The organism is Ralstonia insidiosa (genome assembly GCF_008801405.1).
GTDB lineage: Bacteria > Pseudomonadota > Gammaproteobacteria > Burkholderiales > Burkholderiaceae > Ralstonia > Ralstonia insidiosa.
Genome location: NZ_VZPV01000001.1, coordinates 2,515,542 through 2,536,503, shown reverse-complemented (window position 1 = coordinate 2,536,503; position 20,962 = coordinate 2,515,542). Strand labels below are relative to the sequence as shown.

Sequence of the window (20,962 nt, the reverse complement as noted above, 5' to 3'; positions counted from 1 at the left end):
CGATGTGTCGGGGCGAAGATCGGCTGTAAAGCGGACGGTTGTGAGGGGAGGGGCGGCGTAGGTCGCCCTTCCTTTTTTGCGGGGCGGAATTTTGTGGCTAGAATGATCGTCCGCCGGATTCCGGCGCCCGATCGACGTTTCGCCAGGTTCCATTTCATGCTCCGTCCTTCTTCACGCATTGCATCCGGACTGCTTTCCGCCGTTGCAGCGTTTGCTGCGTTGTCCGTGCAGGTGCCCGCGCACGCGGACGATGTCTACCTGTGCAGCGGCCCGAACGGCGTGCCGGAATACCGCAACAGCGGCAACACGAAGGGCTGCAAGAAGCTGACGCTGCCCGATGTGGTGACCGTGCCTGGTACGCGCAGCCCGCGCAGTGCAGGGGCTGCAGCGGCGCCGGCGCAGAGTAATGCAAGTGGTGGCTTCCCGCGTGTGGACAGCGCCACGCAGAAAGCGCGTGACGGTGAACGCCGCCAGGTGCTGGAAACAGAGTTGGCAGACGAGGAGCGCAAGCTCCAGGCGTTGAAGGCCGAATACAACAACGGCCAGCCCGAGCGCCAGGGCAATGAACGTAACTATCAGAAGTATCTCGACCGCACCGCGCAGTTGAAGAGCGACATCGAGCGCAGCCAGGCCAATGTCGATTCCATCCGCCGGGAGTTGGGCAACCTCAAGGAGTAACCGAGTGATGCGTCGACTGATCCGCAAAGCGGCACGCCGCGATGACCAGGAACAGACGACGCCCCCCGCGCCGTCAGTCCCCGCGCGCCAAGATATTTCCGACGGCGGCAGCATTGATGGTCCGCCGCCCATTCCGTTTTCTCATGGTGCACCGCCGTCGTACCCCGGGCTCGATGCGGTGCCCAATCCCATCCTCTTCGTCCGCCATCCGGCGCTGACGATTTTCTACGCCAACCCCGCCGCAGAAGCCGTACTGGCCGTGTCCCGCCGGCAACTGGTGGGGATGTCGCTGCATGAGCTGTTTGCTGAGCCGTCCGAGCTGGCCGAGATGATCGCCACCGTGGCGGTCCGCCAGTTCGATGCCAAGCGGCGCGATGTCTCGCTCGACAGGCTGGGTCATGAGCCGTTGCACGCGCATGCGGTGGTGGGTGCTATCGACTTTGCGCCGGGTTCCGTGCTGCTGGAGTTGATGCCCAATGAGCAGAAGATCCGCAGCGAGCGCGAAGAGCGCCTGCTGGACCTGACCGCCGCCAACAAGGAGCTGATCCGCAACCTCGCGCATGAGATCAAGAACCCGCTTGGCGGGATTCGCGGCGCTGCGCAGTTGCTGGAGTTCGAACTGCCCGAGCGTTCACTGCGCGAGTACACCCAGGTCATCATCAAGGAGTCCGACCGGCTACAGACGCTGGTGGACCGTCTGCTGGAGCCGCACCGGCATCCGCACATCGTGGGTGACGTGAACATCCACGAGGTGCTCGAACGCGTGCGCTCTGTGGTGCTGGCTGAGTTTCCGCAGGGTTTGCGCATCGTGCGCGACTACGACGCCAGCCTGCCCGAGTTCCGTGGCGACAAGGAGCAGCTCATCCAGGCCGTGCTCAACATCGTTCACAACGCGGCGCACGCGTTGGCGCATCGCATTGCACAAGGTGACGGCGAGATCGTGTTGCGCACACGTGTTGCACGACAAGTCACGATTGCAAAACGTCTTTACAAGCTGGCATTGGACTTGCATGTAGTGGACAACGGTCCTGGGATTCCGGACGACATCCGTGAACGCATCTTCTTCCCGCTGGTGTCCGGACGGGAGGGGGGGAGCGGGCTGGGCCTGACACTCGCGCAGACCTTCGTGCAACAGCATGACGGTCTGATCGAGTGCGAGAGCAGGCCGGGACAGACCGATTTCCGCATTCTTGTGCCGCTGCACTGACGCTGTATTTGGCGCACGCAGCGTACAAGGACCCAGGCAAAGACGAAGTCAAGCAGACGAACCAACACATGAAGCCAATCTGGATAGTCGACGACGATCAATCCATCCGCTGGGTCCTTGAAAAAGCGCTGGCACGCGAGAGCCTGCTGTCGCGCAGTTTCACCAACGCGCGCGATGCGCTCAATGCGCTGGATGAAGAAACGCCGCAAGTGCTGATTTCCGATGTGCGCATGCCGGGCGGTTCGGGGCTGGACCTGCTGCAGGCCATCAAGGCCAAGCATCCGGGGCTGCCGGTCATCATCATGACCGCGTATTCCGACCTGGACAGCGCCGTGGCGGCATTCCAGGGCGGTGCCTTCGAATACCTCGCCAAGCCGTTCGACGTGGATCGCGCAGTCGAGTTGATCCGTCGCGCGCTGGAAGAAAGCCTGCGTGAAGAGGAGATCGACGATCGCCTGAGCGATGCGCCTGAGATTCTCGGCCAGGCGCCGGCCATGCAGGACGTGTTCCGCGCGATTGGCCGCCTGTCGCAGTCGAACGTGACGGTGCTGATTACCGGTGAATCGGGCACGGGTAAGGAACTGGTGGCCCGCGCGCTGCACAAGCACAGTCCGCGTGCGAGCGGCCCGTTCATCGCGCTGAACACGGCGGCAATCCCGAAAGACCTGCTCGAATCGGAGTTGTTCGGTCATGAGCGCGGCGCCTTCACCGGCGCGCAGACCATGCGCCGCGGCCGCTTTGAACAGGCTGAGGGCGGTACGCTGTTCCTCGATGAAATCGGCGATATGCCGTTCGATCTGCAGACGCGCCTGTTGCGCGTGCTGTCGGACGGGCACTTCTATCGCGTGGGCGGCCACAACCCGCTCAAGGCCAACGTGCGCGTCATTGCTGCCACGCACCAGAACCTGGAAACGCGGGTCAAGGACGGCCTGTTCCGCGAGGATTTGTTCCACCGCCTGAACGTGATCCGCCTGCGCCTGCCGGCGCTGCGTGAGCGCCCGGAAGACATCACGCTGCTGGCACGCCACTTCCTGCAGAAGAGCGCCAAGGAACTGGGTGTTGAGCCCAAGCGGATGTCGGACGACGCGCTGGCACACGTTGCCACGCTGCCGTTCCCGGGCAACGTGCGCCAGCTCGAAAACCTCTGCAACTGGCTGACCGTGATGGCGCCGGCGCAGACCATCGAGATCAAGGATCTGCCGTACGACCTGGTACGGGGTAGCGCGCAGGCGCTGCCTGCTGCCGCCGATGCTGGAGCGGTACGGCCGGTGTTTGTCGGGGAACCTTCGTATGGCGGTGAGCCGTATGGCGCTGGGCTGTCGAGCGACACGCTGGCGACGACTGCTGCAGGCGCATCGGCCTCCGCAGGCTGGGAACGCGCGCTCGCGGGCGAGGCCAAGGCCATGCTCGAAGCCGGTCAGCCGGATGTGATGGACGCGCTCACGCGCCGCTTCGAAAAGGCGATCCTCGAAGCCGCACTTGGCGTGACACGCGGGCGTCGCGTGGAAGCCGCAACGCGCCTGGGCATCGGCCGCAACACGATCACGCGCAAATTGCAGGAGCTGGGCTTCGACTGACGCAACGTCGGCGCAGCCGGCCCCACCGAATATCGTCGAGCTTGGCGATTGGGATTGGGCGGATTTCCGAGAGGGGATCCGCCCTCTTTTTTTGCCGGGGCGGTGCCGCGCTTAGTGCAGATGGTGCTTCAGGCGCGACAGCTCGTCGTGCGAGCGCATGACGGCGGCGTGCACGCTGTGGTCGATCTTGCCGGCGCTTTGGCAGGCCATCTTGGCGCGGTCCGACGCGGCTTCCAGCTGGTCGACGGCCTGCACGAGTGCCTGCGTATCCTGGGTGTTCTCCAATGGCATGAGCGGCTCCTATCGGGTGGGCATCAGATGAGAAGGGAGCGCCGCATGCCACGCAATCGCTGTGTGCACCACGATGAGGCGTGTGCGTGATACGAATCGGTGCGGCGCACTAACGTGGCGCAAGCGGCGTGCCGCGTGCGCGCACCGATACGTGATAGGAGTCGGAAGAAACCTGAGAAATGGCTGATGAACGGCTGACTGCCGCCCGCTGTCGTTTGAGCCGGGCGGCAGTGTCTCAGCCGCGCGGGGCGGGAAGCGCCGGCGCGCGTGCCCCAAGAATGCGCTCGGCCACTTCAGCAAAGCCGCCGCCGCCTTCGGCCGCGGTCAGGTAGGCGGGCGGCATGGGTAGCGTGTCGATCACGTCCAGCACGTTAGCCACACCCACCGAGAGCGGGAAGAACTCGAACATCGCCGCATCGTTGGCGGAGTCGCCCACGAACACCCAGCGCTCGCGCTCGTCATGCAGATCGATGCCGAATGCGCGGCGGGCGAGTGCCACGCTGGCGCTCAACTTGTCGTGTTTGCCGAACCAGCCGTTGACGTGGATGGAACTGACAGTCGCATGCATGCCGTGCGTGCGCATGATGTCGACGATGTGCTTCACGGCGTTTTGCGGCAACGGCGGAACTTGCTCGGCATGATCGACGGCCAGGTCGGCAGCGTGCCAGGCCTGGTCGGTCGCCAGCGCCGAGCCCGGCACCGCACGCATGACCTCCGCACCGATCTCGCGGATACGTTCGAGGTTGCGCGCGCGGGTCTGCGCGTCGTCGACGAAATCGGTGGTCAGGTGTCCGCGTGAATCGATGCGCATGGCAAATGCGCCGTTTTCACCGATCACCGCATCGACCGGCCACAGCCGCGTAATGACCTCGCACCAGGCAATCGAGCGGCCGGTGACCGGCACGACCTTGATGCCCGCGCGGTGCAGTCGCTCCAGCGCGGAGTACGCCTGGGCGGGCAGCTTGCCGCGTGTGGTGAGCGTGCCGTCCACGTCGGTGAACACGCCGGTGATATTGCGCAGCGCATCATCCGGCAACTGGTGCAAGGCGAGCGGTACGCGTCGCGCGGCAATGACGGGCGCGGATTCGGGCGAATCTGCTGACGGCGGCGTAGTAGGAGAGGTCGGGGGGGCGAGCATGCTGCGTGTGCAAAAAGGGGTGGCTTCAATCCATTCTAACGGCCGTTGCAAGCCAAACCTTGGAGGGAATTCCCAATTTCTTTATGACAAAAAGACACGTAACATCCCGCTGTCATAAAAATGACCGACCGTGCCTATACAGTCGGCGCGCCGTGGGCGGAGCGAGGGAGCCCGCCGGGTCGAAACCAGGAGAAATGATGTCGATCAAGAAGATTGCGGGGGCAGCGGCAGTGCTGGCCGCGTGTACGTTTGCGCAAGGCGCGTACGCAGTGACGGAAATTCAATGGTGGCACTCGATGGAAGGCGCCTTGAACGACAAGGTGAACGAGATCGCCACCAAGTTCAACGCCAGCCAGTCTGACTACAAGATCGTGCCGGTCTACAAAGGCCAGTACGACGAATCGCTGGCGGCGGGCATTGCGGCCTTCCGCGCCGGTAATGCACCGGCCATCCTGCAGGTGTTTGAAGTGGGCACCGCCACCATGATGAACGCCAAGGGCGCCATCGTGCCGGTGGCCAAGATCATGAAGGACGCCGGCGAGAAGTTCGACCCGAAGGCCTACGTGCCGGCCGTGGCGGGCTACTACACGTCGAACAAGGGCGAGATGCTGTCGTTCCCGTTCAACAGCTCGACGACGATCATGTATTACAACAAGGACGCCTTCAAGAAGGCCGGCCTTGACCCGAACAAGCCGCCTGCAACGTGGCAGGAAGTGGCCATCGATGCGGCCAAGCTGAAGGCTGCTGGCGTGCCGTGCGGCTACACGACTGACTGGCAGTCGTGGGTGCATCTGGAAAGCTTCTCGGCCTGGCACAACGTGTCGTTCGCCACCGAGAACAACGGCTTTGGCGGCGCAAAGGCACGCCTGAATTTTAACGGCCCGGTCCAGATCAAGCACATCGAGAACCTGCTCGACATGCAGAAGAAGGGCTACTTCACCTACGCCGGCCGCAAGGACGAGCCGAAGGCGAAGTTCATCGCGGGTGAGTGCGCCATGCACACGGGTTCGTCGGCGGCGCTGGCGAACATTCGCAAGAACGCCAAGTTCAACTTCAGCCCGGCGCCGCTGCCCTACGAGGCTGGCGTGGCAGGCGCTCCGCAAAACACCATCATTGGCGGTGCTTCGCTGTGGGTGATGGGTGGTCACAAGGCTGAGGAATACAAGGGCGTTGCCAAGTTCTTCACGTTCCTGTCGCGCCCGGACGTGCAGGCAGATTGGCATCAGTCGACCGGCTATCTGCCCGTCACGCTGGAAGCGTATGAGCTGACGAAGAAGTCGGGCTTCTATGACAAGAACCCGGGCGCCGATGTGGCCGTCAAGCAGATGATTGTCAAGACGACGGACAAGTCGCGCGGCATCCGTCTGGGCAATTTCCCGCAAATCCGTCAGGTGATCGACGAAGAGCTGGAATCCGTCTGGGCCGGCAAGAAGCAACCGAAGGAAGCGCTGGACACGGCTGTATCGCGCGGCAACGAGCTGCTCGTCCGCTTCGAGAAGACCGTCAAGGAATAAGCGCAGCATTGCGCTCGTCGTCAACCGCCGGCCTCGTGCTATTGCACCGGCCGGCGGTGCGTTTTTGGAACGTCGTATGGAAAAACGCGTTGTCTTTCGATCGCGCTGGCTGCCGTATGTGCTGGTGGCCCCGCAGATCGTCATCACCCTGGTGTTCTTTTTCTGGCCCGCGGGCCAGGCGCTGTATCAATCGTTGCTGCGCCAGGACGCCTTCGGCATCAACCTCGAGTTTGTCGGGCTCGAGAACTTTCATGATCTCTTTGCCGATCCGACCTATCTCGGATCATTCAAGACCACCGCGCTGTTCGCCATTGGCGTGGCCTTCGTGGGCTTGGGCACCTCATTGGCGCTGGCGTACTTTGCGGATCGCGCGCTGCGTGGCGCCACGTTCTACAAGACGCTGCTGATCTGGCCGTATGCGATTGCACCGGCTGTGGCCGGCGTGCTGTGGAGCTTCCTGTTCAACCCGACGCTGGGCATCGTCTCGTTCCTGATCCACAAGATGGGCGTGGAGTGGAACTACGTGCTCAACGGCGAGCAGGCGCTGTTCCTGGTCGTCGTCATCGCGGCCTGGAAGCAGATCAGCTACAACTTCCTGTTCTTCCTGGCGGGTTTGCAGAGCATTCCCAAATCGCTGATCGAAGCGGCGGCCATTGATGGCGCCGGGCCGTGGAAGCGCTTCTGGTCGATCATCTTTCCGCTGCTGTCGCCCACGACCTTCTTCCTGATGGTGGTGAACGTGGTGTACGCGTTCTTCGACACCTTCGCCATCATCGATTCGGTCACGCAGGGCGGCCCGTTCAAGGCGACTGAGACGCTGGTCTTCAAGGTGTACCAGGATGGCGTGCGCGGGCTGGATATTGGCGGATCTGCCGCGCAGTCGGTGATCCTGATGGGCCTGGTGATCGTGCTGACGATTGTCCAGTTCCGCTACGTTGAACGCAAAGTCCAATACTAAAAGGAGGGCAAAGAACCATGATTGAACGCCGTCCATTCCTGGACTTCCTGACCCACGTCGTGCTGATCCTGGGCGTGATCATCGTCGCGTTTCCGGTGTATGTGGTCTTCGTTGCGTCGTCGTTGACGGCTGAAGATGTACTGCAGGCACCGATGACGCTGATTCCCGGTCCGCACCTGATCGAGAACTACCGCACGGTGCTCACGCAGGGCATGGGCAACTCCGCCACGCCGGTTGGGACCATGCTGATGAACAGCCTGATCATGGCGCTGGGCATCTCGCTGGGCAAGATCGCGATCTCCATCATCTCGGCTTTCGCGATCGTCTATTTCAAGTTCCCGCTGCGCAAGACGTTCTTCTGGCTGATCTTCGTCACGCTGATGCTGCCGGTGGAGGTGCGCATTCTGCCCACCTACAAGGTTGTTTCAGACCTCGGCATGCTGAATAGCTACGCCGGGATGACGATTCCGATCATCGCGTCGGCCACGGCCACGTTCCTGTTCCGGCAGTTCTTCCTGACCATTCCCGATGAGTTGGCCGAGGCTGCACGCATCGATGGTGCAGGCCCGCTCAAGTTCTTCTGGGACGTGGTGCTGCCGCTCTCGCGTACTAGCATCGCGGCGTTGTTCGTGATCCAGTTCATCTACGGCTGGAACCAGTACCTCTGGCCGCTGCTGATCACGACCGAGAAGAGCATGACCCCCATCGTGCTGGGCGTGACCCAGATGATCTCCCGCTCCGGCGATTCCGCCACCGACTGGAACCTGCTGATGGCCGTTGTGATGCTGGCCATGCTGCCGCCTGCGGCAATCGTGATCGGCATGCAGCGGTGGTTCGTGAAGGGCCTGGTGGAAACTGAGAAGTAAGCGAGAAGCAAAAGAATAGAAGACTCAAGATGGCAAAACTGTCTCTACGCAACGTTCAGAAGCACTACGCCAACCTCCAGGTCGTGCACGGCATCGACATGGAAATTGGCGATGGGGAATTCATCGTCATCGTCGGGCCCTCGGGCTGCGGCAAATCCACGCTGTTGCGCATGGTGGCGGGCCTGGAGCCCATCACTGGCGGCGAGGTGTGGATCGGCGACCGCGTCGTCAACGAACTGGAGCCCGCCGAGCGCGATATCGCGATGGTGTTCCAGAACTACGCGCTGTATCCGCACATGAGCGTGTTCGACAACATGGCCTACGGCCTGAAGATTCGCGGCCTGCCCAAGACCGAGATCCAGGCGCGCGTTGAACAGGCTGCGGGCATTCTCGAACTCGGCAAACTGCTCGACCGCAAGCCGCGCCAGCTCTCGGGTGGCCAACGCCAGCGTGTGGCCATGGGCCGCGCGATCGTGCGCGAGCCGGCTGTGTTCCTGTTCGACGAGCCGCTCTCCAACCTTGATGCCAAGCTGCGCGTGCAGATGCGCCTGGAGCTGAAGGATCTGCATCGGCGCCTGCGCACCACCAGCCTGTATGTGACGCACGATCAGGTTGAGGCCATGACGCTGGCCGATCGCATGATGGTGCTCAACGGCGGTCGGGTCGAGCAGATCGGCACGCCGTTGGAGGTGTACTCGCGCCCGGCCAGCACGTTCGTGGCCAGCTTCATCGGTTCGCCGCCGATGAACCTCGTGCCAGTGTCACGTCAGGCGGGCGAGGGCGCGCAGATCCGGGTGGATGGTGCGAAGGAGGGCGACGCTGCCGCCTCGCTCGGCCACCTGCCGATGGGCTTGCACCTGCCTGAACGCGCTTTGATGGGTTTGCGCCCTGAGCACATCGAGCCGTGTTCCGCCGATCAAGCCATCGCCTTTGTCGATGTGCGTGTGGTGGAGGCCCTCGGCGCTGATGCATTTGCGTATGGCTCGCTGGCGGGGCATCCGATCGTGGTTCGCCTGGAGCCGCATGCGGGCGTCAAGGCTGGTGACAAGCTGCCCATCACCACCTCGGCCGAGCATCTGCACTGGTTCGATCCGCAAACCACCCGCCGTATCGAGGCCCTGGCATGAGCGACGCACGCACGCTGCCGGCTTGGCCGTACCCGCGCGCCATCGCACACCGGGGCGCGGGCAAGCTGGCGCCGGAGAATACGCTGGTCGCGTTCCGCCACGGCGCGTCGTTCGGCTATCGCATGTTCGAGTTCGACGTGAAGCTCTCGGGCGATGGTGTGGCCGTGCTGCTGCACGACGCCACGCTCAATCGCACCACGAACGGTCACGGCCGCCCCGACGCGCTCACGCTGAGTCAGATCGCGCAGCTGGATGCTGGCAGCTGGCACAGCCCGGCCTACGCTGGCGAGCCTGTGCCCACGCTGGCTGCCATCGCCCGCTACCTGCGCGCCAATGGCTATCTCGCCAACATCGAGATCAAGCCGGTGCCGGGCGCGGAGTGGCGCACGGGCGCTGCCGTTGCACTTGATGCCCGTACGCTGTGGGCCGATGCCGATGTGCCGCCACTGCTGTCGTCGTTCTCTGAAGAGGCGCTGGCCGCCGCGCGCGATGCCGCTCCGGAGTTGCCGCGCGCATTGCTGCTCGACACATTGCCTGGCGATTGGCTCGACCGTCTGCGTGCGCTCGACTGCGTGGCACTCGACGCCAACCATCGCGAACTCACACCTGAAATCATTGCCGAGGCACACGCTGCCGGCTTCCGCGTTTGCTGCTATACCGTTAATGACGTCGACCGCGCGCAGTTGCTGTGGGACGCAGGCCTGGACGGCTTGATCACCGATTGGGTCGATCGGATTTCGCCCGCCTGAATGTGATGGAAAAGGTTCTTTGACGTAGCAAAACAACGGGCCGTTGTCACGTCAAAGAATCAGAATGTTGCTTATAAACGTGCTATGCTTCCCGCCCGTGAAGACTTAGGTCCTTCCCGCACAACTTGTCTGTAAAAGCTGTCTCGGTGCCTCCTTTCTGCTATGCACGATCTGGTCCGATCAGGTGATTTCAGGCGATTTAGTTTGCGATCCGCTAACCGGTCAAGCCGTGTCGCGGAAGGTTGATGAACCCGCTGAACTCCGGCAGACCCGGAGAAAAGTGAGCGCCCCATGACAGAGCTGTATAAGCAGTACCTGGACACTTCGTACCTGTCCGGCGGTAACGCCGCCTACGTTGAAGATCAGTACGAAGCGTACCTTCAAGATCCCACGTCCGTTAGCGAGGCCCTGCGCGCGTACTTCGATGCGCTGCAGAACGTCCCCGCCGTCGACGGTTCCAACGCCCGGGATATCCCTCACGCCCCCATCGTCACCTCGTTCGCTGAGCGCGCCAAAGCTGGCCCGATCAAGACGATCGTCGCGTCTGCCGATTCCGATATGGGTCGCAAGCGCGTGGCGGCGACGCAGTTGGTGGCTGCCTACCGCAACGTGGGCCTGCGTTGGGCCGATCTTGACCCGCTCAAGCGTCAGGAGCGCCCGCCGGTGCCGGATCTGGACCCGGCTTTCTACGGCTTTACCGAAGCCGACCAGGACATCATCTTCAACGCCAGCAACACGTATTTCGGCAAGGAGTCGATGAGCCTGCGCGAGCTGGTCAACAACCTGCGCGAAACGTACTGCGGCTCGATCGGTGCTGAGTTCATGTACATCAGCGACCAGGCACAGAAGCGCTGGTGGCAAGAGCGTCTGGAAACCATCCGCTCCAAGCCGACCTTCTCGGCAGAAAAAAAGAAGCACATCCTGGAACGCCTGACGGCCGCTGAAGGCCTCGAGCGCTTCCTCCATACCAAGTACGTCGGTCAGAAGCGCTTCTCGCTGGAAGGCGGCGAGAGCTTCATCGCGGCCATGGACGAAATGATCCAGCGCGCCGGCGAGAAGGGCGTGCAGGAAATCGTGATCGGTATGGCCCACCGCGGCCGTCTGAACGTGCTGGTCAACACGCTGGGCAAGATGCCGGCTGACCTGTTTGCCGAATTCGAAGGCAAGCACGTGGACGACCTGCCGGCCGGCGACGTGAAGTACCACAAGGGCTTCTCGAGCGACGTGACCACCCCGGGCGGCCCGGTTCACCTGTCGCTGGCGTTCAACCCGTCGCACCTGGAAATCGTCAACCCGGTCGTGGAAGGCTCGGTCAAGGCACGCCAAGAGCGTCGCGATGACAAGCACGGCGCGCAGGTGCTGGCTGTGCAAGTGCACGGTGACGCAGCCTTCGCTGGCCAGGGCGTTGTGATGGAAACGCTGAACCTCGCGCAAACGCGTGGTTACGGCACGGGCGGCACGATCCACATCGTCATCAACAACCAGATCGGCTTCACGACGTCGGACCCGCGCGATTCGCGCTCGACGCTGTATTGCACCGACGTGGTCAAGATGATCGAAGCGCCGGTCCTGCACGTGAACGGCGATGATCCGGAAGCCGTTGTGCTGGCCATGCAGCTGGCTGTGGACTTCCGTACCGAGTTCCAGAAGGACATCGCGGTCGACATCATCTGTTTCCGCAAGCTCGGCCACAACGAGCAAGACACGCCGGCGATGACGCAGCCGCTGATGTACAAGAAGATCGGCCAGCACCCTGGCACGCGCAAGCTGTACGCAGACAAGCTCGTCACGCAGAACACGCTGAAGGCCGAAGAGCCGGACGCCCTGGTGCAGGAATTCCGCGCCGCCATGGACGCCGGCAAGCACACCGTTGACCCGGTGCTGTCGAACTTCAAGAACAAGTTCGCAGTGGACTGGCTGCCGTTCCTGAACCGCAAGTGGACGGACTCGGCGGACACCGCTGTGCCGATGGCTGAACTCAAGCGTCTGGCTGAGCGCATCACTGCCATCCCCGACCACTTCAAGCTGCACCCGCTGGTTGAGAACGTCGTCAACAACCGCGCCAAGATGGGCAAGGGCGAGGTGTCGCTGGACTGGGGCATGGGCGAGCATCTCGCATTCGCCTCGCTGGTGGCGTCGGGCTACCCGGTGCGTATCACCGGTCAGGATGCTGGCCGCGGTACGTTCACGCACCGCCACGCCGTGCTGCATGACCAGAACCGCGAGCGTTGGGACGCTGGCAGCTACATCCCGCTGCAGAACGTGTCGGAAAGCCAGGCACCGTTCACCGTGATCGACTCGGTGCTGTCGGAAGAAGCCGTGATGGGCTTCGAATACGGCTACTCGTCGGCTGAGCCGAACACCCTGGTGATCTGGGAAGCCCAGTTCGGTGACTTCGCCAACGGCGCGCAGGTTGTGATCGACCAGTTCATATCGTCGGGTGAAGTGAAGTGGGGCCGCGCCTCGGGTCTGACGCTGATGCTGCCGCACGGCTATGAAGGTCAAGGTCCGGAGCACAGCTCGGCACGCCTGGAACGCTACCTGCAGCTCTGCGCAGACCACAACATGCAAGTGGTGCAACCGACCACGCCGGCGCAGATCTTCCACCTGCTGCGTCGTCAGATGATCCGGATGTTCCGCAAGCCGCTGATCATCCTGACGCCGAAGTCGCTGCTGCGCAGCAAGGACGCAGTGTCGCCGCTGACCGATCTGGCCAAGGGCCACTTCGAAACGGTGATCGCCGATACGGCAGAAGATCTGAACGCCGCCAAGGTGAAGCGCGTCGTGGCCTGCTCGGGCAAGGTCTACTACGACCTGGTCAACGCACGCAAGGAACGCGGCCAGACCGACACCGCCATCATCCGTGTGGAACAGCTGTATCCGTTCCCGCACAAGGCGTTCGCGGCCGAGCTGAAGAAGTATCCGAACCTCGCCGAAGTGGTGTGGTGCCAGGACGAACCGCAGAACCAGGGCGCTTGGTTCTTCGTGCAGCACTACATCATGGAGAACATGGCTGAAGGCCAGAAGCTGGGCTACGCAGGCCGTCCGGCCTCGGCATCGCCGGCGGTGGGCTACTACGCCAAGCACAACGAGCAGCAGAAGGCGCTGATCGATGCGGCGTTCTCCAAGCTCAAGGGCTTCGTGCTGACCAAGTAAGCGAGATCAGCTCCAGGGCGGTGGCAATGGCTACCGCCTTGGTGCATCTTCACTCCCGAATAACGCAAACGAATTGAAGCGCTGGCCCGCCCCGCCATGCAGGGTTGCAGGGCAGCGCACACAGAATCCAAGGAACCATCGAAATGGCTATTGTTGATGTCAAGGTCCCGCAGTTTTCCGAGTCCGTCGAAGAGGGCACGCTGATCTCCTGGAAGAAGAAGCCGGGTGAAGCCGTGGCCGTGGACGAAGTCCTGGTCGAAATCGAGACCGACAAGGTTGTGCTGGAAGTGCCGGCGCCGTCGGCTGGCGTGCTGGCTGAAGTGCTGGTGGCTGACGGTGCGACCGTTACGTCGGAACAACTGCTGGCGAAGATCGACACCGAAGGCAAGGCAGGCGCTGCTGCACCGGCTGCCGCTGCTCCGGCTCCGGCCGCTGCTGCACCGGCACCCGTTGCCGCCGCTCCGGCTGCTGCTGCCACGGGTGGCGTGGCCATGCCGTCGGCTGCCAAGCTGATGGCTGAGAACAATCTGTCGGCTGGTCAAGTGGCCGGCACGGGCCGCGATGGCCGTATCACCAAGGGCGACGTGCTGGGTGCCGTGGCTGGTGGCGCCAAGCCGGCAGCAGCTACGGCTGCTGCTCCGCAAGCTGCGCGTCCGGCCCTGCAACAAGTGGCTGCTCCGGTGGACTTCGCTGCCCTGGGCGACCGTCCGGAAGAGCGCGTGCCGATGAGCCGCCTGCGTGCCCGTATCGCCGAGCGCCTGGTGCAGTCGCAATCGACCAACGCCATCCTCACCACCTTCAACGAAGTCAACATGAAGCCGGTGATGGACTTGCGCGCCAAGTTCAAGGACCAGTTCGAGAAGACTCACGGCGTGAAGCTGGGCTTCATGTCGTTCTTCGTGAAGGCCGCTGTTCATGCGCTGAAGAAGTACCCGGTCATCAACGCCTCGGTGGACGGCAACGACATCGTCTACCACGGCTACTTCGACATCGGTATCGCTGTCGGCTCGCCGCGTGGTCTGGTGGTGCCTATCCTGCGCAATGCCGACCAGATGAGCCTGGCCGACATCGAGAAGAAGATCGCTGAATTCGGCAAGAAGGCCCAGGACGGCAAGCTGACGCTGGACGACCTGACCGGCGGCACGTTCTCGATCTCGAACGGCGGTACGTTCGGCTCGATGCTGTCGACCCCGATCATCAACCCGCCGCAATCGGCCATCCTGGGCGTGCACGCCACGAAGGACCGCGCTGTGGTGGAGAACGGTCAAGTCGTGGTTCGCCCGATGAACTACCTGGCCATGTCCTACGACCACCGCATCATCGACGGCCGCGAAGCCGTGCTGGGCCTGGTGGCGATGAAGGAAGCGCTGGAAGATCCCGCACGCCTGCTGCTGGACCTGTAATCGACCGCGTTGATGACACGAGACGCCGCCCCCGCTGTGCGGCGGCGTCCGAATCGAGGATTTCTCCATGAGCAAAGAATTTGACGTGCTGGTGATCGGCGCCGGCCCTGGCGGCTACATCGCCGCGATCCGTGCCGGCCAGCTGGGCCTGAACGTGGCCTGCTGCGAAGACAACGCCTACGACGATCCGAAGGGTGAACCGCGCCTGGGCGGCACCTGCCTGAACGTCGGCTGCATTCCCTCGAAGGCGCTGCTGGCCTCGTCGGAAGAGTTCGAGAACGTGAACCACCACCTGGCCGACCACGGCATCACGGTGGAAGGCGCGAAGGTCGACGTTGCCAAGATGCTCAAGCGCAAGGACGACATCGTCGGCAAGATGACCAAGGGCATCGAGTTCCTGTTCCGCAAGAACAAGGTGACGCTGCTCAAGGGCCGCGGCAAGTTTGTCGGCAAGACGGATGCCGGCTATCAAGTCGAGATCAACGGCAAGGCCGGCGCAGAAGTCGTGACCGCCAAGCACGTGATCATCGCCACGGGCTCGAAGGCGCGCCATCTGCCGAACGTGCCGGTCGACAACGTGATCGTTGCCGACAACGAAGGCGCACTGAAGTTTGGCGAAGTGCCGAAGAAGCTGGGCGTGATCGGCGCCGGCGTGATTGGCCTGGAGCTGGGCTCGGTCTGGCGTCGCCTGGGTTCGGAAGTGACGATTCTCGAAGCACTGCCGAGCTTCCTCGGTGCGGCGGACGAATCTGTTGCCAAGGAAGCCAACAAGCTGCTGACCAAGCAGGGCCTGAAGATCAACGTCGGCGTGAAGGTTGGCGAGATCGAATCGTCGGCCAAGGGCGTGAAGGTCAACTACACCGACGCCGCAGGCGCTGCACAAGTGCTCGAGTGCGACAAGCTGATCGTCTCGATCGGCCGCGTGCCGAACACCGACGGTCTGGGCCTGGAAGCCATCGGTCTGGCGACGGACCAACGCGGTTTCATCGAGGTGGATGACCACTGCGCAACCAAGCTGCCGAACCTGTGGGCGATTGGTGACGTGGTGCGTGGCCCGATGCTGGCGCACAAGGCAGAGGATGAGGGCGTGGCCGTGGCCGAGCGCATCGTTGGCCAGAAGCCGCACATCGACTACAACTGCATTCCGTGGGTGATCTACACCTTCCCGGAAATCGCATGGGTCGGCAAGACGGAGCAGCAACTCAAGGCCGAAGGCCGCGAGATCAAGGCTGGCCAGTTCCCGTTCCTGGCCAACGGCCGTGCGCTGGGCATGGGCACGCCGGAAGGCTTCGTCAAGGTGATCGCCGATGCGAAGACCGACGAGATCCTGGGCGTGCACATCGTGGCTGCCAACGCTTCGGACCTGGTTGCCGAAGCCGTGGTGGCGATGGAGTTCAAGGCTGCGGCTGAAGACATCGGCCGCATCTGCCACCCGCACCCGTCGATGTCGGAAGTGATGCGCGAAGCGGCGCTGGCTGTCGACAAGCGTCAGCTCAATATGTAATGACTCGCTGAAAAGCGAGCACGGTGCCCGGCTATCCACAAGATGCCGGGCATCGGTCCATTTGGGCCCGTCAATGGCGCCCCACGCAGATGAACGTCCAGGAAACCTACCTACAGGAACTGAAGGCGCGCGGCTATCAGCCCGACGAGGCACAGCAGCGTGCCGTCGATCGCCTGCAGCAGTGCTACGACGAATGGGTGGCCTACAAGGCCCGCCGCTCGAGCGCCTTGCGCAAGATGCTCGTGCATCCCGACCTGCCGCGCGGCGTGTACATGTGGGGCGGGGTGGGGCGCGGCAAGTCGTTCCTGATGGATGCGTTCTTTAGCTGCGTGCCGCTGGTGCGCAAGACGCGTCTGCACTTTCACGAGTTCATGCGCGAGGTGCATCGCCAGTTGGAAGAGCTGCGTGGCCGCGCGGATCCGCTCGACGAATTGGCACGCCGCATCGCCAAGCGTTACCGACTGATTTGCTTTGACGAATTTCACGTCAGTGATGTGGCTGACGCGATGATCCTGCATCGACTGCTGGACCAGCTGTTCGCCAATGGCGTGCAGTTCGTGATGACGTCCAACTATCGGCCGGACCTGCTGTATCCGGATGGCTTGCACCGTGATCGCGTGCTGCCCGCCATTGCACTGCTGCAAGAGAAGCTCGACATCCTCAACGTGGATGCCGGTGTCGACTATCGCAAGCGTGCGATGGAGCAGGTGCAGGCGTACTACACGCCGCTGGGCGCCAAGGCCAACTCGGCGTTGCGCGATGCCTTTGCTGCTGTGGCGGAAGTGCCGGACGAATCGCCGATGCTGCGCATCGAGCACCGTGAAATTCGCGCCGCGCGCAAGGCCGGTGGCGTGGTGTGGTTCGATTTCGCCACGCTGTGCGGTGGTCCGCGCTCGCAGAACGATTACCTGGAAATCGCCTCGCGCTTTCACACGGTCATCCTGGCCGACGTGCCGAAGATGACGCCGCGCATGGCATCCGAAGCGCGTCGCTTCACGTGGCTGATCGACGTGTTCTACGACCACAAGGTCAAGCTGCTGATGTCGGCCGAAGTGCCGGCAGACGAGCTCTATACCGAAGGCCAGATGGCCAACGAGTTCCAGCGTACGGTGTCGCGCATCGTCGAGATGCAGTCGCGCGAATACCTCGAGGCGCCTCGCCGCGAGGTGGATACGTCGTTGACCTGATCGCTACCGCGTTTGTCCCGACCCGCCGTTCTGACTAATGCGAGAGCGGCGGATTGCGGTGCGAAGACGGCGCGTGCGATGGGCGCAGGTTCGCTGCCCCCAGGAAATCCTGCGCCGGGCTCTCGTTCTTGCGGTTGACATTGCGGAACGCGCCTTCCACCAGCATCGGGGCGATGTTGCTCACGTCCGTTTGCGAGGCGATGGCCACATCTTCGGCAAAACCGCGTTCGCACAGTTCGCGGCCCGACACCGAATCCAGCATCCACGCTTTCATCATCCCGGTCTGGGAGGCCTCCCGGTAGATTGCCCGCGCGGCCAGTGCTTCGGGCGATAGTGCTTGCGGCAGAAAGCCCGCGACCGTCTCTGATAGGTGATGCACGATGGCGCCGGCGGCCAGCCAATCCTCCAGAGCTGGGCGCAGACTGCCGTCGGCCCAGCGCTCGCCCGATGCCACCACGGCCACGCGGCGGCCCAGTCGCGTAGCGGCTTCCGCCACAGCACGGGCATTGCGCAGGCAGCCGGCAAACGTCGGCGTTGAACCGGTCGCCAGGGCGAGCGTTGCGCCGTTGGGCGAGGGCAGGACCAGGCTGCTGCCTACCGGCAGCTCCTTCAACGAGGCAGGCGACAGCGAGTAGCCAGGCTGACTGCGATTGGTGCACGCCAGCATGGCGCCGGCACGGCGGGCGAAGACCTCCGCACTGCTGTCGCGCCACGGGTACGGGTAGATGCGTGCGCCGCGCCCCACCGCAATGTCCACGCAGGTGCAGAACGACAGCACGTCGACCACGATGACCACGTCGCAATGCGGTGCCAGCGCAGATGCGCCATGCTCGCCCCATTCGCAGTGGATGTTGTACAGGCTGAATTCGGTTGCCATAGGACGCCCTCCTAGTTGCCTGGTCCAGCTAACACTATAGGACGCGGAATTTTTTGCGACAGGGCAGCCTAGCAGCGAGTGGCTTGCACGGCGCTTAACGGCGTCTCTACCAACCGTGACGGCTCTTGACGCACATCAAGGGAGAATCGGCGGCGTGTGGCTAGCATGGCCACATAATGACGACGACCTACGCCCCCGCGCTTTCCGCCGCAGACCGCGGTGCGGCCCCGCCACATGTGGCGAGTGAGGCAGCGTCGTCACAAGCCCTCTGCTACCACTGCGGCTCGGCGCTCGATGCAGCGACGGCGCTGCACGGCAACATTGCCGACCAATCCCACACCTTCTGCTGCGCCGGTTGCCAGGCAATCGCGCAGACGCTGCATGCCTCCGGCATGGGCCACGTCTATGACGGCCCGATCGCCTTCGCCCGGCCCATGGATGGCGACAAGCGCGCCGAAGCCGAAGCCGTGTGGGCGACATACGATCTGCCCGTCATGCGCGAACGCTTTGTGCGCACCCGTGCGGATGGCGCAGAGGAAGTCTCCCTGGCGATCACCGGCATGCGCTGTGCCGCATGTGTCTGGCTGATCGAACGTGCACTCTCGCGCGTGGCCGGCATTCGAGAAGCGACTGTCAACTACGCCACCGAGCGTGCTCGCCTCGTCTGTGAGCCAGGTGTCGTGCGCCTGTCTGCCGTGTTTGCCGCCATTGCGGATGTGGGCTACGAAGCCTGGCCCGATCAACCTTCGGCGCGCCGCACAGCCGAGGCGCGTGAGCGCCGCAGCCTGCTGATCCGGCTTGGTATTGCCATGCTCGGGATGATGCAGGTGATGATGTACGCGTGGCCGGTGTACTTGCACGGCAACGACATCCCCGTCGATCAGACCCGCCTGATGCAGTGGGCGAGCCTGTTGCTGACCGTGCCGGTGGTGCTGATCTCTGCTGCCCCGATCTTCCGCAGCGCGTGGCGTCAGGTGCGGCACGCCCACGTCGGTATGGATGTGCCGGTGGCGCTTGGCATTGGCGCGGCATTCGTCGCCAGCGTGTTTGCCACGGTGCGAGGACACGGCGAGACGTACTTCGATTCCGTGACGATGTTCGTCGCTTTCCTGCTGGCAGCGCGGTATCTGGAACTGCGCGCGCGGCAGAGCGCCGCATCCGGCGCAGAAGCCCTGGTGCGCCAGTTGCCGGCCACTTGCCGCCGCATCGACGCGACGTCCGGCGCGGTGCAGACCATTCCCGTTGCCACGCTGTGTGTGGGTGACTGTGTGGAAGTGCGCGCGGGCGAGGTGCTCCCTGCTGACGGCACCATCGAGCGCGGCACCACCGAAGTCGATGAATCGCTGCTCTCTGGTGAGAGCGTGCCGCGCCAGCGTGACGTCGGCGCGGCCGTGCTTGCCGGCAGCTATAACGTGGCCAGCGCCATCCGCGTGCGCGTGAGCCGTGTAGGCACGCAGACACGTCTGGCGGCCATCGTTGAACTGCTGGATCGTGCGCTGACCGACAAGCCTCGCATGGCTGAGCTGGCCGATCACGTTGCCGGTCGCTTTGTGGCCGTGCTGCTTGGTTGGGCGTTGCTGACGGCGATCGCGTGGTGGTGGATCGATCCGACCCGCATGTTTGCCGTCACGGTGGCTGTGCTGGTGGTGAGCTGCCCGTGTGCGCTGTCACTCGCCACGCCGTCTGCACTGGCGGCGGCCAGCGGCGCGTTGGCAAGGCGCGGCGTGCTGGTCACGCGCGGTCACGCCATCGAAAGCCTGGCCGCTGTCACAGACGTGCTGCTCGACAAGACCGGCACGCTCACAGAAGGTCGTCTGCGGCTGTTGAGCATCGAAACCTTTTCCGACGCGGATGCCGAAACCTGCCTGGCAATGGCCTGTGCAATGGAGCAATCGGAGAACCATCCGATTGCGCAGTCGCTGCGTGCTGCCACGCCCGATGCATTGACGTTGCCCAGCGTGGCGCATGCCACCAACGTGCCGGGGCAGGGGGTACATGCGGTGGTTGGTGGCCAGTCGCTGCGCTTGGGCACGCAGTTGTTCGCCGCAGCGCAGTTCGCGGATCAACAAGTCAAAGCCGTCCGCTACGGCGATGAAGCGCCGATGGAAGAGGTGCCGCCCGCCGCGGCATGCACCGTGGTCTGGCTTGGCCGCGACGAACAACCCCTCGCGCGCTTCACTCTGGCCGATACGCCGCGTGCCGATGCACCTGCCTGCCTGGAGGCGTTGCGCGAGCAAGGCTTGTGTTTGCACCTGGTGTCCGGTGACGCACCGGAGACCGTGCGCTGGTGGGCAAACCGGCTAGGGATCGATCACGCAGTCGGCGGCGCCAGCCCCGAAGACAAGCGCGCCTATGTGCAGAAGCTGCAGGCACGCAGGGCACGTGTACTGGCCGTCGGCGACGGTATCAACGATGCGCCCTTGCTGGCGCAGGCGCAGGTCTCCATCGCCATCGGCACCGGTGCGCCGCTTGCGCAGGCAGGCGCCGACGCGATTCTCACCGAGCCGCGCCTGTCCGCCATCAGCGAGGCCGTATCCATCGGCCGCCGCACGTTGCGTGTGGTGCGCCAGAACCTCGGTTGGGCCTTTGCTTACAACGCGATCAGCATCCCGCTCGCTACGCTGGGGTGGCTGTCGCCATTGGCGGCGGGCATCGGCATGTCGGTGTCGTCATTGCTGGTGGCACTCAATGCGTGGCGGCTATCGCGTGCCCCACGGCACGCGGTCTAGG

16 protein-coding genes are annotated in these 20,962 nt (G+C 63.5%); 13 read left to right on the top strand and 3 right to left on the bottom strand.

Annotated features, from left to right (window positions below; all coding sequences use genetic code 11):
* Window positions 1-156: 156 nt before the first annotated feature.
* From F7R11_RS12040 to ntrC, 3 genes are all read left to right on the top strand, one after another.
* A complete protein-coding gene (locus F7R11_RS12040) occupies window positions 157-678 on the top strand; it encodes a hypothetical protein (protein ID WP_064803781.1) in 522 nt (173 codons plus the stop codon).
* A 7-nt stretch (window positions 679-685) separates the two neighbouring features.
* Complete coding sequence (glnL, locus tag F7R11_RS12035; RefSeq protein WP_021194226.1) at window positions 686-1,885, top strand: nitrogen regulation protein NR(II); 1,200 nt, start codon at window positions 686-688, stop codon at window positions 1,883-1,885.
* 68 nt (window positions 1,886-1,953) lie between these two features.
* On the top strand, window positions 1,954-3,462 hold the full coding sequence (gene ntrC, locus F7R11_RS12030) for a nitrogen regulation protein NR(I) (RefSeq protein WP_064806346.1): 1,509 nt from the start codon (window positions 1,954-1,956) through the stop codon (window positions 3,460-3,462).
* Between the two features lie 111 nt (window positions 3,463-3,573).
* On the opposite strand, the gene F7R11_RS27300 is transcribed toward ntrC, so the two are convergent.
* Window positions 3,574-3,753, bottom strand: a complete 180-nt coding sequence (locus F7R11_RS27300; protein ID WP_064803779.1) for a hypothetical protein — start codon at window positions 3,751-3,753, stop codon at window positions 3,574-3,576.
* A gap of 235 nt (window positions 3,754-3,988) precedes the next feature.
* Window positions 3,989-4,891 (bottom strand): HAD-IIB family hydrolase, encoded by a 903-nt coding sequence (locus F7R11_RS12020; protein ID WP_064803777.1) that lies wholly within the window; start codon window positions 4,889-4,891, stop codon window positions 3,989-3,991.
* 197 nt (window positions 4,892-5,088) lie between these two features.
* On the opposite strand from F7R11_RS12020, the gene ugpB reads away from it, so the two are divergent.
* The 9 genes from ugpB (at window position 5,089) to zapE (ending at window position 17,355) form a co-directional block, all read left to right on the top strand.
* Complete coding sequence (gene ugpB, locus F7R11_RS12015; protein ID WP_031329190.1) at window positions 5,089-6,405, top strand: sn-glycerol-3-phosphate ABC transporter substrate-binding protein UgpB; 1,317 nt, start codon at window positions 5,089-5,091, stop codon at window positions 6,403-6,405.
* Window positions 6,406-6,481: 76 nt separating this feature from the next.
* The gene (gene ugpA, locus F7R11_RS12010; RefSeq protein WP_064803775.1) at window positions 6,482-7,363 is read left to right on the top strand and encodes a sn-glycerol-3-phosphate ABC transporter permease UgpA; all 882 of its coding nucleotides are present in this window, start codon (window positions 6,482-6,484) and stop codon (window positions 7,361-7,363) included.
* 17 nt (window positions 7,364-7,380) lie between these two features.
* On the top strand, window positions 7,381-8,229 hold the full coding sequence (ugpE, locus tag F7R11_RS12005) for a sn-glycerol-3-phosphate ABC transporter permease UgpE (RefSeq protein ID WP_021194232.1): 849 nt from the start codon (window positions 7,381-7,383) through the stop codon (window positions 8,227-8,229).
* A gap of 29 nt (window positions 8,230-8,258) precedes the next feature.
* A complete protein-coding gene (locus F7R11_RS12000; protein ID WP_064803773.1) occupies window positions 8,259-9,356 on the top strand; it encodes a sn-glycerol-3-phosphate import ATP-binding protein UgpC in 1,098 nt (365 codons plus the stop codon).
* Entirely contained in the window at window positions 9,353-10,105 is a 753-nt protein-coding gene (ugpQ, locus tag F7R11_RS11995; RefSeq protein ID WP_064803771.1) for a glycerophosphodiester phosphodiesterase, read from the top strand. Before F7R11_RS12000 ends, ugpQ begins: the two co-directional genes overlap by 4 nt.
* 291 nt (window positions 10,106-10,396) lie before the next feature.
* Entirely contained in the window at window positions 10,397-13,261 is a 2,865-nt protein-coding gene (locus F7R11_RS11990; protein ID WP_064803769.1) for a 2-oxoglutarate dehydrogenase E1 component, read from the top strand.
* A 143-nt stretch (window positions 13,262-13,404) separates the two neighbouring features.
* Window positions 13,405-14,664 (top strand): 2-oxoglutarate dehydrogenase complex dihydrolipoyllysine-residue succinyltransferase, encoded by a 1,260-nt coding sequence (gene odhB, locus F7R11_RS11985; RefSeq protein ID WP_021194236.1) that lies wholly within the window; start codon window positions 13,405-13,407, stop codon window positions 14,662-14,664.
* Window positions 14,665-14,731: 67 nt separating this feature from the next.
* Window positions 14,732-16,168, top strand: a complete 1,437-nt coding sequence (lpdA, locus tag F7R11_RS11980; protein ID WP_064803766.1) for a dihydrolipoyl dehydrogenase — start codon at window positions 14,732-14,734, stop codon at window positions 16,166-16,168.
* Between the two features lie 89 nt (window positions 16,169-16,257).
* Window positions 16,258-17,355 carry a cell division protein ZapE gene (gene zapE / locus F7R11_RS11975; protein ID WP_021194238.1) on the top strand — a complete coding sequence of 366 codons (1,098 nt, stop codon included), beginning with the start codon at window positions 16,258-16,260 and terminating at the stop codon, window positions 17,353-17,355.
* 34 nt (window positions 17,356-17,389) lie between these two features.
* On the opposite strand, the gene F7R11_RS11970 is transcribed toward zapE, so the two are convergent.
* Window positions 17,390-18,232 (bottom strand): 2-phosphosulfolactate phosphatase, encoded by an 843-nt coding sequence (locus F7R11_RS11970; RefSeq protein ID WP_021194239.1) that lies wholly within the window; start codon window positions 18,230-18,232, stop codon window positions 17,390-17,392.
* A gap of 176 nt (window positions 18,233-18,408) precedes the next feature.
* On the opposite strand from F7R11_RS11970, the gene F7R11_RS11965 reads away from it, so the two are divergent.
* Window positions 18,409-20,961 (top strand): heavy metal translocating P-type ATPase, encoded by a 2,553-nt coding sequence (locus F7R11_RS11965; RefSeq protein WP_064803764.1) that lies wholly within the window; start codon window positions 18,409-18,411, stop codon window positions 20,959-20,961.
* The last annotated feature ends 1 nt before the right edge of the window (window position 20,962 follow it).

What these genes read in the sequence shown, in the direction of transcription:
- ntrC (WP_064806346.1), top strand. Translation starts at nt 1,954, where the DNA reads ATGAAGCCAATCTGGATAGTCGACGACGATCAATCCATCCGCTGGGTC.
- lpdA (WP_064803766.1), top strand. Translation starts at nt 14,732, where the DNA reads ATGAGCAAAGAATTTGACGTGCTGGTGATCGGCGCCGGCCCTGGCGGC.
- glnL (WP_021194226.1), top strand. Translation starts at nt 686, where the DNA reads ATGCGTCGACTGATCCGCAAAGCGGCACGCCGCGATGACCAGGAACAG.
- ugpA (WP_064803775.1), top strand. Translation starts at nt 6,482, where the DNA reads ATGGAAAAACGCGTTGTCTTTCGATCGCGCTGGCTGCCGTATGTGCTG.
- F7R11_RS27300 (WP_064803779.1), bottom strand. Translation starts at nt 3,753, where the DNA reads ATGCCATTGGAGAACACCCAGGATACGCAGGCACTCGTGCAGGCCGTC.
- F7R11_RS11965 (WP_064803764.1), top strand. Translation starts at nt 18,409, where the DNA reads ATGACGACGACCTACGCCCCCGCGCTTTCCGCCGCAGACCGCGGTGCG.
- zapE (WP_021194238.1), top strand. Translation starts at nt 16,258, where the DNA reads ATGAACGTCCAGGAAACCTACCTACAGGAACTGAAGGCGCGCGGCTAT.
- F7R11_RS12020 (WP_064803777.1), bottom strand. Translation starts at nt 4,891, where the DNA reads ATGCTCGCCCCCCCGACCTCTCCTACTACGCCGCCGTCAGCAGATTCG.
- odhB (WP_021194236.1), top strand. Translation starts at nt 13,405, where the DNA reads ATGGCTATTGTTGATGTCAAGGTCCCGCAGTTTTCCGAGTCCGTCGAA.
- ugpB (WP_031329190.1), top strand. Translation starts at nt 5,089, where the DNA reads ATGTCGATCAAGAAGATTGCGGGGGCAGCGGCAGTGCTGGCCGCGTGT.
- ugpQ (WP_064803771.1), top strand. Translation starts at nt 9,353, where the DNA reads ATGAGCGACGCACGCACGCTGCCGGCTTGGCCGTACCCGCGCGCCATC.
- F7R11_RS12040 (WP_064803781.1), top strand. Translation starts at nt 157, where the DNA reads ATGCTCCGTCCTTCTTCACGCATTGCATCCGGACTGCTTTCCGCCGTT.
- F7R11_RS11990 (WP_064803769.1), top strand. Translation starts at nt 10,397, where the DNA reads ATGACAGAGCTGTATAAGCAGTACCTGGACACTTCGTACCTGTCCGGC.
- F7R11_RS11970 (WP_021194239.1), bottom strand. Translation starts at nt 18,232, where the DNA reads ATGGCAACCGAATTCAGCCTGTACAACATCCACTGCGAATGGGGCGAG.
- ugpE (WP_021194232.1), top strand. Translation starts at nt 7,381, where the DNA reads ATGATTGAACGCCGTCCATTCCTGGACTTCCTGACCCACGTCGTGCTG.
- F7R11_RS12000 (WP_064803773.1), top strand. Translation starts at nt 8,259, where the DNA reads ATGGCAAAACTGTCTCTACGCAACGTTCAGAAGCACTACGCCAACCTC.